Below are 15,332 nucleotides of genomic sequence, written 5' to 3' on the forward strand. Positions count from 1 at the left end.
CATGGACTCCATACTCTTTGCCCCCATCACGGTCCGCGGCATCACCGTCCGCAACCGCCTGTGGGTCACGCCCATGTGCCAATACTCGGCCGAACAGCGGGACGGCGTGCCCACGGACTGGCACCTGGTTCATTTGGGCTCGCTCGCCCGCGGCGGCGCCGGGGCCGTGTTCACGGAGGCCACGGCCGTCGTGCCCGAGGGCCGGATCTCCCCGCAGGACCTCGGCCTCTGGAACGACTCCCAGCGCGACGCCTTCTCCCGCATCACCGCCTTCATCCACAGCCAGGGCGCCGCCGCCGGCATCCAGCTCGCGCACGCCGGCCGCAAGGCCTCCACGTTCCGGCCGTGGGATGTGCGCCGCGGCACCGTCCCGGAGAGCGACGGCGGATGGCGCACCTTCGCGCCGAGCGCCGTCGCCTTCCCGGGGTATGTGCAGCCGGGAGAGATGACCGCTGAGGACATCGGGGGAGTCGTCGCCGCTTTCGCTACGGCCGCACGGCGCGCGGTGGAGGCAGGGTTCGATCTTATTGAGATCCATGCCGCGCACGGCTATCTGCTCCATGAGTTCCTGTCGCCGTTGTCCAACACCCGCACGGACCACTATGGCGGCAGCCTGGAGAATCGGGCCCGGGCACTGCTGGAAACCGTCGATGCCGTCAGGGCCGAGGTGGGCCCGGACCTCCCGGTTTTGGTTCGCTTCTCCGCAACGGACTGGGTGGACGGCGGCTGGACCGTGGAGGACACGGTAGCTGTTGCGCGGTGGGCAGCCGCTCACGGAGCCGACATGGCCGATGTTTCCTCCGGCGGCAACGTTCCGGCGCCGCACCTTCCGGTGGGCCCGGGCTACCAGGTGCCCTTCGCTACGGCGGTCCGCACACAGGCGGGCGTGCCAAGCATCGCCGTCGGACTGATTGAGGAACCGCACCAGGCCGAGCAGATCGTGGCAACGGGATTGGCCGACGTTGTCATGATGGGGCGTGCGCTGTTGCGCGACCCCAACTTCCCGCTCCGCGCCGCGGCGGCCCTGGGCATCGAGATCGACTATGCTCCGCAGCAATACCACCGGGCGCCGATCGGAAGGAAGTAGCCGGCGCAGCTGCGGGGCCAAGTGGCAGCGGTCACGCCCGGCCCGCCTGTCCCGGCCGGGGGAGTATAATTGATGGTTGCAAAGCACGTTCAGGGGGGCATGTGTTTCACCCCGCACATTGATTATGAAGTTAGGCCCATGAAGAAATTTATCCAGCTTTCCGCCGCCGTAGTTCTCGTTGCAGCTCTCGCTTCGTGTGGTACCGCAGCGCCGGCCACCACCTCGGGTGGATCGCCCAGTGCTTCAGCCACGGCCGCCCAGGCGGAGCGTGCCGTTCCCGATGTGACGGGCATGACGTACAAGGAAGCCTACGAAGCACTTGTCAAGGACGACTTCTTCGCCCAGGTGGTCGATGAAACGGGCGCCACGTGGACTACGGGCAACCCGTGGGACGACGTCAAGGTGGCCTCGACGGATCCCCAGGCAGGCACCATGACGGACGTGTCGCATGTGAAAGTGACCCTCCAACTGACGCAGGCCGAGTATGGCAGCCAGACAAAAGCGGCAAAGTAGGCACGTCTTGCACCAGAACTGAGCAAGCAAACGGCTGGCCAACATCCCCGAATCGGTGTGTTGGCCAGCTTTTTGCGTTCCTGCCCACCCAGGCATGGTGGTCAATCACAGGACAGGCACCCGTGGCTGACCTATCAGTTCCCGAGCAGTTCAAGTGCGGTGTCGAGGGTAGCCAGAGCCTGGTCCTTGTCGATGCGGGCCAACGTCATGGCGGCAATCACCAATGAGCTCAGCACCGTGGCCAACTGGAGGCGTGCGCCGTCGCCAATCCCGCGACGGTGGGCACCAACACCCCGGCCAAGCGAGGCTTGCAGCTCGTCCCGGTAGCCGGCAATGGCCAGGCTGACGGCCGATTCATTGGCTATGGGCGCTCCTGCAGCATTCAGGAGCAGGCAGCCGTGGTGAGATTGCGGCGTCCCGGGTTGGGCGAGTGCGGCGCGCAGGGCCGTGAAGTACTCCACGATGGCATCCTCGGCGACGTCGGGGGCGTTGAGGGAGCGCAGCCGGGGACGGATGATTTCATCGAGGTAGCTGGACACGGCGGCGTCAAAGAGCCCGCGCTTGTTGCCGAAGGCGTGGTAGATGCTTGAGCGGCTCAGCCCCGTGGCACGTTCAAGCTCGGGCAGTGAGGCCTCCTCGTAGCCGCGCTCCCAGAACACCGCCCGCGCGCAGCGGACGGCTTCGTCTGTGTCAAAGGCCTGCGTGCGTCCCATTACGCCCCTCATTTTGTGAACCAATCGATCCACTATATAGTGGATCATACGATCCATAATAGTTCATGCGCGCCGCATTCGGCGCCGTGGCACCACCGTCCCGTGACCCTCCGAAGGAAAACACTGTGACCAACACCGTCAGCACACACATCCAACTCGCCTCCCGCCCTGTCGGCTGGCCCACTACCGGCGACTTTGCCACAGTCAAGGTGGAGCTTGGCCCGCTCGGCCCGGGCCAGGTGCGGGTCGTGAACGAATTCATGTCCGTTGACCCGTACATGCGCGGGCGCATGAGCGCTGCCAAGAGCTATACGGCGCCCTTTGCTGTGGGCGAGACCATGACTGGCGGCGCCATCGGCCGGGTCGTCGAGTCTGCCAGTGACGCCATCCCCGTCGGCGCCGTGGTCCTGCACCAGTTCGGTTGGCGCGACGTTGTCCAGGAAGACGCCGCGGGGTTCAAGATCGTCCCGGAACTGCCGGGCGTGCCGCTGTCGCTCTACCTCGGCGTCCTGGGCATGACGGGCTTCACCGGCTACGTCGGCCTGACGGCCATTGCAGGGATGAAGGCCGGCGACACCGTCTTCATCTCCGGAGCCGCCGGCGCCGTGGGTACTGCAGCCGGCCAGATCGCCCGCCTGCTGGGTGCCGGGCGTGTCATCGGCTCAGCCGGCAGTGATGAGAAAGTGGCGCTGCTGACCGAGAAGTACGGTTACGACGCAGCCTTCAACTACAAGTCCGGACCCGTCCGTGAACTGCTCGCTACGGCCGCCCCCGAAGGCATCGACGTCTTCTTTGACAACGTCGGCGGTGACCACCTCGAGGCCGCCCTTGCCGCATTCAACCCCGGCGGGCGAGGCGCCCTGTGCGGTGCCATTTCCAGCTACAACGCCACCGAGCGCAAGGCCGGGCCGGACAACATGGGCAATATGATCACCCGCGGGCTGACCTTGAAGGGTTTCACCCTGGGCAGCTACCTGGATCTGGCCCCGGAATTCAACGAACACATGACCAAGTGGTTCACCGACGGTGACATCGCCTTCGACGAAACCGTGGTCGACGGCGTCGAGAACGCCGTGGACGCTTTCCTGGGCATGATGGCCGGTGCCAACACGGGCAAGATGGTGGTCCGCACGGCCGTCAACGGCGTGCCGATCGCATAACGGGTGTATTCCGGGCCCGACGGTAGCGCATAACAGGTGTTTGTCCGCTTACCCGTTGTTGAACAACAACGGGTAAGCGGACAAAGTGCGTTCATGCGCAGAATCTACTCGGCTGAGGGCCGTTGCCGCTGCCTCTTGATGGCCGAGCGTTGTTGCTTGGCGGCGAGGTGGCGCCTGCCGGATCCCTTGGTGGGTTTGGTGGGACGACGCCGGGCCGGGCCGGGGGCCAGGGACGCCGTGACGATTTCGGCGAGCTTCGCGAGGGCGAGCTCACGGTTGCGAAGCTGCGAGCGCTGCTCGGAGGCCGCCACCGTGAGGACACCCGCCACAAGCCGGCGCCCCAACCGGGAGAGCAGCATTTGCCGTTCTTCTTCCGAGAGAACAGCCGAATCTCGGATGTTCCAGGACAGTTCTGCCCGGCTGTCCGAAGTGTTCACGTGTTGGCCGCCCGGACCCGAGGAACGCGAAAACCGCCAGTGAAGTTCAGTGGCGGGAATTATCAGCGCGGGCGACACCTCCAGATCCATGGAACAAGCATCGCACGTTCACGAACGCCGGGGCCGTGCCGGTGTCTGGGCGGATGAATTATTAATCTTTGCCAGAAACGGATCGCCGGCGGAAAATTGTTGGCAAGACGCGTCGATCATCACCGAGCGGACCCACCGCTGTATCAGCGTGCCGGAAGAAGGTGTCACGTGAGTGAGCCTGTGGACCCTCCAAGGGACGAGCAAATACCCGTTGACGTCCGGCTCCTGCGCACCGTGGACCTCATCGATCTGCGGCTTGAGGCGCCGGGGTGCACGATTGAAACGAACGACGGCGGTCCGGTTCTGGTGGCCGGTGCCAACGCCTCCGTGATTGTGCACTTCCCGCCCCAGCATGTGGGGGAGGAAGTGTGGCAGGGCGGGGTCACGGACCCGCCCCCTGTTCCGAACCGTGCATCAGGGCACGTCGCCGCCGGCCCCACCCGCTTGGTCTACGAGCTCCCCGAGGGGACCCGCATCGGCTACACGATTGAAATGGTGCTCGCGGCACTCCCGACACTAATGCTGCGAGTCGCAAAAAACGCCACCGCGGCCGGTGAAGCCGCCGACGGCGCCCCCGAACCTCCCGGAGAACTCGAGACGGCCATCGAGGCGCCTTACCACCTGGTAGTCTCGCCCAGCAGCCGGGGAACCTTCACCCACAGCAGCACTCCCTTGGGCCCGCCGGACCGTGCAGAACTGTGGCGCACGCACCTGAGTACACGACGGCTGGACGGGAGCGTTGATGACGCCGCGCAGCGAACGCTCCGTGCCCTCTGGAACCGTGACCTTGAGCAGTCGCCGCCGGGCTTCCAGCAGCCTCTGACAGGCTACGACCGGGACGCGATCGTGGCACAAACCAGCGGCGGCGACCCCGGCAATGCCCACACGCCGCTGCTGGTGGATAACCTTGCCCTGTCAAGCCTGGGCGCCTGGTTTGACTGGCGGCAGTCTTGGGACTTTCCGGCGCCGCTGGCCGACTACCGGCACCAGGCGTTCATGGGCCGCGACGGCTATGTGCGCACGGCCTACCCGGGGTTCCTGTTCCCCTTTGGTCACAGGTGCCTGCTGGTGGCCGTGACACAACGAGAGATCAAGCACCGCCAGGTGCCTGCCGCGTATCTGTGGCAGCGGTGGTTCATCATTGTCCGCCAGCCCACACGCAGCTACCCGGACACGGACAGGGACAACCCCTTCGGCCAAGTCACGCTTGGCCCCATGGTCACCCCGGACCTTGACGAGCCTCCCGCGGACCGTTCGCCCTTTGTCCCGAGTCGCAACGGTGTGCCCTTCGGCTTCACACTGACCACCATTGACCGTGGCGGGGGAGTGAGGACGTGGTCCGCACCACTGGTGTTTGTGCAGGTCGGCAAGGACGGCCCGCAGACCTACCTCAACGGTCCCGAGCTGGCGTCGCCACGGTACTTTATGGTCCGCCAGATCCAAGGCCGCGGGCAGTCCCTGGCCTTCGCAGCGCCGGTCAAGGCGGGCGACACCTCGGTGGAGGTGGCCCACCTGGTCTTTGACGGGGTGATCGATCCCGTCAACGTCACCAGCCGCCCGTTCCTGGTGGAGGCGCGCGCCATTGTCCCTTCCATGCGCCACCTTGCCCCGCAGGCCCCCGCCGTGGACCTGGTGTACGCCAAGCCGTACCTGGCCGACGGGCTGCCGGCCAGGGCACTGAACGCCCCACCGGCTCCGGGCACCCCCAATGCCGGGGAACTGATCCTGGCCCTGAAGAGCGCGCCGGCGGCCGTGGACTTTTCCAGCGGCTCGGACCGGGCCGGCGGCTTCCTCGCACCGAATCTGTCGGTGCGTGGCATCTCCCGGGCGCTGGGGGCCATTGGCGAGTCCGGCGACGCCCCGTCCGCGTTCGACGGCGGCGCCTTCGACCCGGCGTCGTTCCTCGCCGGCGCCATGCCCAAGCTGTTTGGCTTGTTCAGCCTGCTGGAATTGCTCCAAGCCGGTGGGCTTGATGAGGCACCGGCGTTTGTCTCCGATGCACTCAAGGCCATCACCACCATGCTCACCGAAGCGCAACGACTCCGGCAGGCGCTCGACGACGCCCAAAGCCGCCTTGCAGAGGAAGTGGCAAAGGGCGCCCACAGCGGGGCGCAGGCCGTGGCCCAGCACGCCAAGGACAAACTCGATGCCTGTGTTGGCCCGCTGGCAACCAACCTTGACGCACTCATCGCCGCCGTGCAGGGGCTGCCCGGCACAGCCGGTAACGTCAGCACCGCCGCAGAAACCTTGGCAGCTGCCATGGCGCCGCTACGCGATGCCATCACGATGCCCGGGGTGCCCGCCGCCGTCCGCTCGGCACTGGAAAAGCCGGTGCAAACACTCACCACGCTCGCCGACATTGCCAAGGACGCCGCGGGTTTGGCCCAGATGCTCGAAGGCGCGGCGGGCGGCCAGATCACCGCACGCATGCAGTGGAACCCGGCCATCAACCCGTGGGGGCTGCCCGGTGCACCCAACATCTTTGAGCCGCTGAACCAACGCGCCCTGCACCTGGATGTGGAGGTGCGGGCCTCGGCGAGCGCGCCGCCGGCCGTTGACATCCTTGCCGAGATCACCGACTTTAACCTGAATCTGATCGGCGACGGCGCCGGGGGCCTGATGAAGCTGATATTTCGGCGCATCGGATTCCGGGCGGGATCGGGCAGCAAACCCGAGGTAGACGTTGTCTTTGGCGGCATCGGCTTTCTGGGTCCGCTCTCTTTCGTGGACAGGTTGCGGGAGCTGATCCCTTTTGACGGCTTCTGTGATCCGCCCTTTGTGGATGTGGCCCCCGACGGCATCACGGCCGGCTTTGACATCGCCTTGCCCAACGTTTCCGTGGGTGTGTTCAGCCTAGAAAACATAGCGCTCGGCGCCGATGCCCGCATCCCGTTCCTAGGCGACGCCATGAGCGTGGGCTTCCACTTCTGCTCCAAGGACGCACCGTTCAGGCTCACCGTCATGTGCATTGGCGGCGGCGGGTGGCTGGTGCTCAGGGCCGCTCCCAAGGGCCTGGTGCTGCTGGAGCTGGGGCTGGAGGCCTGTGCCGCCCTGTCCGTGGACCTGGGCGTGGCGTCGGGCTCCGTCTCGATCGCCGTCGGGGTCTACCTCCGGCTTGAGGCGACGCAGGGTTTGCTCACCGCCTACTTCCGGATCCGCGGCGAAGTTCAGGTGCTGGGCCTGGTCAGCGCCTCCATCACCTTGGAACTTTCGCTCACCTACCAGTTTGAGACAGGCAAGCTCATGGGGCGTGCCTCACTGGTGGTCGAGGTGGAGGTACTGTTCTTCTCCGCCTCCGTGGAGATCACGGTGGAGCGCAAACTCGCCGGCTCCAAGGGAGACCCCACCATGTACCAGATCATGCCACCGGATGCCGGGGGCCTGAACGCCGACTGGGTACTGTACTGCGACGCGTTTGCGCCGCTGCCCGGCTAAGGAAAGGACACCCCCATGCCCACCACCGTCCTGGCGAGCGCACTGCCGTACTCCCTAGCCGACGGCGCCCCCTTCCACCTCACCATCTTCATCACCCACAAGCTGGTGGGCGATGGCGTGCAACTCGCCGACTACCCGGCCGCGGCCGACTGGGTGGGCACGCTCTCCGGCTGCACACTGGGACTGCGGACATCCGTCAACCCCGGTTTGGCGCTTCCCCTGCGAGCCGTGTCCGTGGCCGACGCCGGATCCTGGGTCGCCGTGCTGCCGCCCGCCACCGCTGTGGCACCGTTCCCAACGCCGGCGCCGTCGGCCGCCCCCTGGGTGAGCAACCCGGCCAGCCGGATGGGTGACCACGCCATCGACCTGCACCTTGCAGCGATCACCGCCGCACCGCTTCACCGGCCCGGGCTGGCCGGAGACCCGGTGGCGGGCGGGCTGCTGCGGACGCTGGCCACCATGGACCAGGGAGGCCCCCTGTGGCGGTTGCTCGATGACGAGGCTGGCCGGGCCCGACGCGCGTTTTCGATCCCGGGCAAGCGGCTGCGGGAGGCGCTGGCAACCATTGGACCGCTCACCGAACCGCAGGACTCTGCGGGCAGGCAGGAAGCCCTGGACCCGTTGCCGCCCTACGCGTCGGAGATCACGGATCAGCCATCGCCGCTGCAAATTCTTCTGGAGGACCCGGACGCCGACCTGCGGGTCACGGCCCGGCTCGACGCACTCATGGGCCAGGACCTCTCCGCGGACCCCCAACTCCAGATGATGGTGGACGCCCACGCCATGCGCCGCTACTACGAGCGGCCGGAACAGCCCCAACCCGAACCCCGGGCGGAACCGGACCCCAACGCCGCGCCCACCCCGCGCCCCGAGCGGCCCCAGCACGACTTCCACGCCAAGGCCGCATCCTTTGGTGCCACCCCGGCCCTGCTGCGGCGCCTGGGCTTGGCCATCGATGTGGTGCTCGACGGCGTCGACGCTGCAGGGGCCAGGGCAGCACTCGCCGGTGCCACATGGGTGAGCGTGGAGCTCACATCAACGGATGCGGACCTCCAGATTCTGCCGGCACGCCGCACCGCCGTGTTCGTTGAAGGGGACGTGTTCACAGCCTTGTCAAGCACCGAATGGGTGGGCGGCGCCCTGCCCTTGGGCGAGGAGTACTGGGTGGTGCTGGACGCCGATCCCGACGCCTCCGGGCTCAAACTGGACCAGCACGTGCGTAATCTGGGCCGCCAGTACGCCAGCGAGGCGAACGGCGACCCTGCCACCGGTGCACCCGGCACGGTGCGGGCCACAGGGTTCGCGATCGCCCGGCGTGACCGGGCCGCACAAGTGCGCACCCGCGTCCAGGCGGCGCAGTCCCTGGCAGCCGACGACGACAGCCGCGAACTGCTGCTCGATGACTTGGTCCGCGGGATCAGGATTGAAGTCTGGGATAGCGTCACCCAGGCATGGCACAGCCTGCACCGGCGCACGGTGAACGTCACGGCCCAACCCGGCGCGGTGCCCGTGCTGGCTGACACGCCGGATGTTGGGTTCCTGCAGCTTTCAGCGCTGAACAGGGCACCGGGGGATCCCCTGGAACGGTATTATCTGCACGAGGTGGTGGCCGGCTGGGATGGCTGGAGCCTGTCGGCGCCCCGGCCCGGCCTGACCATTGTGCACCTTGAGCCGCCGGCGCCGGACGGTTCCACTGAGGCCGTGGTGGCGGAGCCGCCGGACCCGCCGCTCGATGGCGCCCACATCACCTCACGGGTTGAGCCGGGGTCGCTGCCCCGGCTGCGGTACGGAACTTCCTATAGTTTCCGGGTGCTGGCCGTGGACCTGGCCGGCAATTCGGTCCCTGCGCAGCCGCCGGGCGTGCCCGCACCCGGGGCCCCGGATGGCCCGGCCCTTGCAGCTGCGGCTACCCACCTTGCCGCGCTCCGGGCACGGTATGGGGAGCGCGACGGGGCCGGATTGGCCGCTGCGAGCCGTGCTGCCGTGCTGGAGCAGCACAGCGACGCCCCGCCATCGCCCGAGGTCCTGCCGCCGGAGATGCTTTCCGGGGACGGGCGGATCGATGCCGTGCTGGCACAGCTGGTGGGGCAAGCCGTGACTGCGGTGGAAGTCTCCGGCACCCAGCGCGCGTTCGACGGCGTCCGGGCGGGCGCCAAACTTCTGGCCGGATCAGCGCGGACCCCGCGGGTGCGCCCGCAACTGCGCACCAGCCCCACCGAATTTGCGGCACTGGCCCGCAACGACGACCTTCAGCTGGCCCCGGCACAGCGGCTGGCTTTCCGGCCCATGGTTACCGCGCCGCGTCCTTATCTGCGCTGGGAACCGATCCCGGCCCCGGCGCTGGTGCCGCGGCAGGAACTCGGCACGGGGGAGCAGCCCTCGGTGCTGGTGGTCCGAAGCGGCGCCCGGCCCGATGAGCCCCTACCCGACGTGCGGGACACCGCCGAGCGTCACATCGCCGCACCCAAGGCCACGCAGCTGGAAGCCGAGGCCGCAGGCAGCTTTGATGCCGCCATCGGCACCGGTGACGCCGCGCAGATCCGCCGGCTGTACGCCGTCGCCCTGGCCGAGCGGGGTACCTTCTTGGACCAGTACGCCCCCAGCCTCAGCGACGCCAACGCCGTGGACGAGCAGCCGGGAATTGCGCTGGTTGACAGGCCCGGGGCGGACATCGCTTCGGCACACCGGGCCACCCTTGCAGAGATCACGGCCGAACGCGGGCGGCCCATCGGCGAAGGCCAATACGTGGTCCACGACACCGACGCCCTGACGCTGCCCTATCTGCCGGATCCCTACGCGAGCGGTGTCTCGCTGGTGTTCTTCGAGGCCGGACCGCCGCATGCCTTGTCCGAACCGCGCGCACTGCAGGCCATCTCCGTCCCCTATCCGGGCCAGTGGCCGGCGCTGGCGCCGCTGCGGATTATCCTGGAACGCGGGGACGTGCTGGACGCTCGCGTAGTTGGGCACGAGATCCATGTGTCCCTACCGCCGGGCGAACAGGTGCGCGTGGCACTTTCCAGCACCCTGGACACCGCGGCGCTGGAGAAGTTTGGGCTTTGGCGCTCTCACCTGGCTAGTGTTGCCGACCCCGCCGACGGTTACACCACCGATGAGGTGGTGGCAGCGGCGGCACTCATGCGGGCCGCCTCTTCGGGCTGGATGTGGTGGCTGACGCCGTCGGTTCAGGCGCGCCTGGTGCACGCCGTGCCCGCACCGGTGCGGCCGCCTGTGTTGCGTGCCCTTGAGGTGTTTTTGCGCCCCCCGGGACGCTCAGTGGTTGCCTTGACGGGGTTGGTTGATGTGCACGGGCCCAGTACTGACACCCTGCTGGTGCGGGCACGGTGGTCCGAGACCGTCGATGACCCTGCGGCGCCGGTCCCGCAGGTGGTGGATAAGTCCGACGTCGTGGTTCGCTCAGCAGTTGGTGCAGGGGAGCGCACGGGTGTGTTGTTCCTGTACGACTTCCAACCCACGGGCCCGCTTGCTGCTGCCCTGGGCGGGGTGGGATTCCACAAGATGATCCAGACGTTCCCCGACACCCACCACCGGCAGGTCAGCTATGTGCCCTCCGGAACCACCCGGTACGCAGAATACTTCACGGCGCTGCCGGACCCGGCCGATCCGCTGCTGGCCGGGGAGCCCGTGGTGGTGGACATTCCGTCGTCGGCCAGGCCGGCGGCACCCATCCTGCTTGACGCCGTCCCGTTGCTGCGTTGGGAGGAGACGGCCGAACCACAGGACCCGTTTGGGTGGCGGCGGGTGCGGCGTTCGGGGGTGCGCCTGTGGCTGGGGCGTCCGTGGTTTTCCTCCGGCGACGGTGAACTGCTGGGCGTACTGCTCTTCGACACTGCCGAGTGGGTGCAACAGCCGGACGGGAGTTGGCAGAGTCACCCCAAGGCCGTTCAGGCACCGGACAGCGCCACCAGCTTGTGGGCGGCCGACCCCATCGCCACGAAAGGCGGACCCACCTGGACCCCCACCATTCCGCCGCTGCTCACGCTCAGCCAACTGTTGCTGGACGTCATGGAGACGGCATCGGCCGAAGGGGTGGGCATCAGCCCGCCGCTGACAGGGCGGGCCCAGGGCGGCCGGGACCGGGGGTGGCCGCACGGGCCGGGCAATCCCGTGGCCGTCGCCGCGGCAATCCCGCTGCACAATGTGGCCGGTCAGCCAGCGGCACGGGTGCTGGGCTACCAGCCCGAATTTGACCAAGAGTCCGGGCGCTGGTTTGTTGACATCGCATTTCAGCAGACGCCGGCGCTGTGGCCTTTTGTTCGCCTGGCCGTGGCCAGGTACCAGCCACATTCCATCCCCGGTAGCGAGCTCTCGCCTGTGGCCCTGGCCGGCTGGGTGCAGCCGCTGCCCACCCGCACCCTGACCGTCACCCGCCCCGACGACGGGCACGTGCAGCTGACCCTGTCAGGTGTGGTCAATTGGTTGCGCTGGAAACCTGAATGGGCCCCGGAATTCCCTGGGGAACTGCTCAACGCCGACACCCCCACAGGGGAGGATGCCACACGCGCGTCCGGGCTGCGGCAGTCACGGACGGTCCATGCCACCGTGCAAAGCCTGGCAGTCGGTGCGGGGGATCTGCAATGGCAGGTTGTTTCCGGTGCCGAGCTGCTGGCTGTCAGTGTGGAGGAGTCCGGTGGTTTCAGGGCCACCTGGTCCGGGTCGGTGGCCCTGCCCTCCGGTGCCGGATCCCCGGGGCTGCGCCGGCCCGGGGGTGCGCAGACGCAGTGGCGGGTGCTCGTGGAGGAGCATGAACTGCTCGACGGCGACCCCACCTTGCCGGGCGCTGGCCCCACCCAGGTGCCGCGGCTGGTCTACGCGGACACCGTGGCCCTATAGCTGGTTGCCCGGGCGGCCCACGGCTTGCGGGCGACCCACGCCGTGCGGTTGCCCCTAGCCTCGAGGTCGGTCCTTTGCCCCAGGGCTTCTGGGCCGTCGCTGGCCAACAGCCGGTCCAGGGTGGCCAGGTCGGTGGTGGACGCCACGCCATCGAGGGCCTCACGGATGCGCCCCAGGAAGATTCGGGTGTAGCGGGAGGTGAGCTCCGGCGTCGAACGTCCCACCGTGGGCAAGGTGCGCTGCTCGAGGACGTCGAACCCGGCGCGCTGAAGTCCGGCCCGCCAGTCAGGATGCGAGTTCCAGTGCCTTTGCTCCAGGGCGCCGTGCAGTCTGGCTTCCAGTGCCGACAGTCCGGTCCCGTCCTCGAGCATGGCCGCGGAAAGGAAGCGCGGCAGGCTATCCATTTCGATGACCACCAGCAGGCCACCGGGGTTCAGTCTCGCGAACATCTCACGCATGGCCTGCTCGGGGTCGGCAAGCTCATGCAATGAGGAGGAAGCCCAGATCAGATCCGCGGCCGGCACGGCCGGCCACGGCCCGTCAAGGTCTGCTAAGACGCAGGAGACCCGCCCGTCCAGTCCTTGCTTGCGGCACGCCTGAAGTGTCTGGGCTAGCATTTCCGCAGACTTGTCCAGGGCAATGATGTTGGCGTTCTCAAAGCGTTGGGCCAGCGCAACGGTGCCCGCGCCCGAGCCTGCACCAATGTCCAAGATGGTGGCGGGAACCGTCGCAACCAGCCCTGCGGCCAGCTCGGTTGCCTGCTCCAGGTATTGGCCCAGGATCAGGGAGTCCAGGGTCAGCGTTTCAGCCAACCCTGCACCGTGGGAGTGTCCGCTAGCGGCGTGCTGGCCTTGATGGTGGTCCCCATGTGTAGTCATGGATTCCACGATATCCACCAAATGCTAAAATGGCATAGAATCTTGCGTATGACGCAAGAACCCGATGTGGACAATGTAATCCGGGCCCGCATTCGTGGCCTTCGCCTCTCACGCGGCTGGTCCCTGGAGAATCTGGCGGCCCGCTGCCAGCTCAGTCCCTCCACCTTGAGCCGCCTGGAAACCGGGAACCGCCGGATTGCCCTCGACCAGCTGGTGCCGATCGCGCGGGCGCTGGGTACAACGCTGGATGCGCTGGTTGAATCCGGCGACGACGCGGACGTGGTCATCCGTCCGCAACCCGGGTACCGTCCTGGAGTGACCACCTGGATCCTCTCAAGTGATGACGGCCTGTACGGCAAGACCGTGGCGAAGATGCGCATCACCGCGGAGCGTTCCGGCGGCCCGTCACAGCTTGGCGTCCATCCGGGCCGTGACTGGTTCACCGTGCTCTCCGGAATCGCCGTGCTTGCGCTGGGGGAGCGGACCATCTTGGTCCACCCCGGGGAGGTGGCGGAGTTTTCCACTATGGTCCCGCACTCCATCGGCGCCCACGAGGGTCCCGTGGAGATCCTCACCATCCTCAATCACGACGGCGGGCGCGCCCACCTGCACGGCGCCGATCGCGCACCGGACCATGCCGCGGATCACGCTGCGGGACAGCCAGTCACAAGGGGCGCAAATGAATCCTTGACTGCTCGGGCTGGGAGGAGGAACCTCATTCTTAACCACGCTGAATGAGGAACTTTTCGGACCACGGCGTGATGCAAGGAGGCAACATCACCATGGCTAGAACCAACTCCCGTTACGGTTGGGTCCCGGACCTTCCTGACCAGCGTGACTTTCATTTTGCGGCACCCATGGCCGTGCAGGCGAACCTGCCGCCCGCCGTCGACCTCACCCCTGCATGCCCGCCTGTCTATGACCAGGGGCAGCTGGGCTCCTGCACCGGCAACGGTGTGGCCGGTGTGGTGCAGTTCGACGCGCTCAAGGAGAAGCTCCCCGACACCTCCACGCCGTCGCGTTTGTTCATCTACTACAACGAGCGGGTCATAGAGGGCACCGTGGCCTCCGACGCCGGTGCCCAGATCCGCGATGGCATCAAGACTGTGGCGACGACCGGTGTCTGTGATGAAACCCTGTGGCCGTACGACATCACCAAGTTCGCGAACAAGCCGGCTGCCGCCTGCTACGCGGCAGCCAAGGCCCACCGCGCCATCACGTACTCGCGCGTGGGCCAGACGCTGACCCAGATGAAGGGATGCCTCGCCTCGGGATACCCCGTCGTTTTTGGTTTCACCGTGTATGACAGCTTTGAAAGCGCCCAGGTTGCCAGCACGGGTGTGGTGCCCATGCCGGCCGCCGGAGAGGGTGTGCTGGGCGGGCACTGTGTGGTGGCGGTTGGCTATGACGATGCCAGTTCGCGCTTCACGATCCGCAATTCCTGGGGCACCGGCTGGGGCCAGGGCGGGTACGCCACCATGCCATATCCCTACCTGCTCAGTTCCTCATTGGCCAGCGACTTTTGGACGGTCAAGTCAACGTCATAACTGCCTGTACTGCCTGCCGGATGGCGGTGGCCGTCCGGCGGCGTCTGCGCTGACGATGGACAGAGTGCGCACGAACAGTGCACGTTCTTGATCGGCAAATCCTCCTGCAGACCGTTCCTTCAGGGGGTATGAGCTACCACGTCGAGTTGTGCCCTGCCGCAGTTCGCGCGTTGAAACGAATTGACCATCAGGAGTGCGAACCCCTTCGTGGAGCGATCGCGCTCCTCGGAGAATCCACGGCCACCAGGTGCCAAAGCACGCCAACGCCCGTCCCGGCCTCAGAGCTCGCCTAGGGGACTACTGCATCGTCTATACGGTTGAGGAGAACATCCTCGTTGTCGCAGTGATCACCCTCGCCCATCCTGTTCCCATGACGAGGATTATTTCGCCCCTGGTGATCGCCCCTGGTGATCTCCCCCTGGTGATCTCACAGTAGCTTCCAGCAATAGTGGGGACGTACGATTCCCAGCCAGCCAGCCAGCCCGGGCAGGTCCTCGGAACTGGCACAGAAGTGGGACAGATCCTCCCAAGAACGCTGGATTCCTCACACTCAATTTCACGAGTGGTGGGAAACCAAATGGGAAAGGCTGCCAACTGCAGCTTGGCTAGCTCCCCAACTCG

10 protein-coding genes are annotated in these 15,332 nt (G+C 67.0%); 7 read left to right on the forward strand and 3 right to left on the reverse strand.

The features are described from left to right. The first annotated feature begins 1 nt into the window (after position 1). Positions 2–1,087 carry an NADH:flavin oxidoreductase/NADH oxidase gene (locus AOC05_RS06100; protein ID WP_062006468.1) on the forward strand — a complete coding sequence of 362 codons (1,086 nt, stop codon included), beginning with the start codon at positions 2–4 and terminating at the stop codon, positions 1,085–1,087. Between the two features lie 138 nt (positions 1,088–1,225). Beyond that, positions 1,226–1,600, forward strand: a complete 375-nt coding sequence (locus AOC05_RS06105) for a PASTA domain-containing protein (protein ID WP_062006469.1) — start codon at positions 1,226–1,228, stop codon at positions 1,598–1,600. Positions 1,601–1,734: 134 nt separating this feature from the next. Here AOC05_RS06105 and AOC05_RS06110 read toward each other — a convergent pair whose 3' ends face one another. Continuing rightward, on the reverse strand, positions 1,735–2,313 hold the full coding sequence (locus AOC05_RS06110; protein ID WP_062006470.1) for a TetR/AcrR family transcriptional regulator: 579 nt from the start codon (positions 2,311–2,313) through the stop codon (positions 1,735–1,737). Positions 2,314–2,438: 125 nt separating this feature from the next. Here AOC05_RS06110 and AOC05_RS06115 point away from each other — a divergent pair, with 125 nt between their 5' ends. Continuing rightward, a complete protein-coding gene (locus tag AOC05_RS06115; RefSeq protein WP_062006471.1) occupies positions 2,439–3,473 on the forward strand; it encodes an NADP-dependent oxidoreductase in 1,035 nt (344 codons plus the stop codon). Positions 3,474–3,577: 104 nt separating this feature from the next. On the opposite strand, the gene arfB is transcribed toward AOC05_RS06115, so the two are convergent. Further along, the gene (gene arfB / locus AOC05_RS06120) at positions 3,578–4,000 is read right to left on the reverse strand and encodes an alternative ribosome rescue aminoacyl-tRNA hydrolase ArfB (RefSeq protein ID WP_062006472.1); all 423 of its coding nucleotides are present in this window, start codon (positions 3,998–4,000) and stop codon (positions 3,578–3,580) included. Positions 4,001–4,168: 168 nt separating this feature from the next. Between arfB and AOC05_RS06125 the strand changes: the two genes are divergently transcribed. Both AOC05_RS06125 and AOC05_RS06130 read left to right on the forward strand, forming a co-directional pair. Then, positions 4,169–7,435, forward strand: coding sequence for a hypothetical protein (locus AOC05_RS06125; protein WP_062006473.1), 3,267 nt, complete (start codon positions 4,169–4,171; stop codon positions 7,433–7,435). Between the two features lie 15 nt (positions 7,436–7,450). Beyond that, the gene (locus tag AOC05_RS06130; RefSeq protein ID WP_062006474.1) at positions 7,451–12,286 is read left to right on the forward strand and encodes a hypothetical protein; all 4,836 of its coding nucleotides are present in this window, start codon (positions 7,451–7,453) and stop codon (positions 12,284–12,286) included. On the opposite strand, the gene AOC05_RS06135 is transcribed toward AOC05_RS06130, so the two are convergent. After that, entirely contained in the window at positions 12,262–13,164 is a 903-nt protein-coding gene (locus tag AOC05_RS06135) for a class I SAM-dependent methyltransferase (RefSeq protein ID WP_062006475.1), read from the reverse strand. The two genes, AOC05_RS06130 and AOC05_RS06135, sit on opposite strands and share 25 nt — an antisense overlap. A 48-nt stretch (positions 13,165–13,212) precedes the next feature. On the opposite strand from AOC05_RS06135, the gene AOC05_RS06140 reads away from it, so the two are divergent. Together AOC05_RS06140 and AOC05_RS06145 are read left to right on the forward strand one after the other, a co-directional pair. Next, complete coding sequence (locus AOC05_RS06140; RefSeq protein ID WP_082357800.1) at positions 13,213–13,902, forward strand: helix-turn-helix transcriptional regulator; 690 nt, start codon at positions 13,213–13,215, stop codon at positions 13,900–13,902. A gap of 44 nt (positions 13,903–13,946) precedes the next feature. Continuing rightward, positions 13,947–14,711, forward strand: a complete 765-nt coding sequence (locus tag AOC05_RS06145; protein WP_062009435.1) for a C1 family peptidase — start codon at positions 13,947–13,949, stop codon at positions 14,709–14,711. Positions 14,712–15,332: the final 621 nt, after the last annotated feature.

This window comes from Arthrobacter alpinus, from assembly GCF_001294625.1.
Taxonomy (GTDB): domain Bacteria; phylum Actinomycetota; class Actinomycetes; order Actinomycetales; family Micrococcaceae; genus Specibacter; species Specibacter alpinus_A.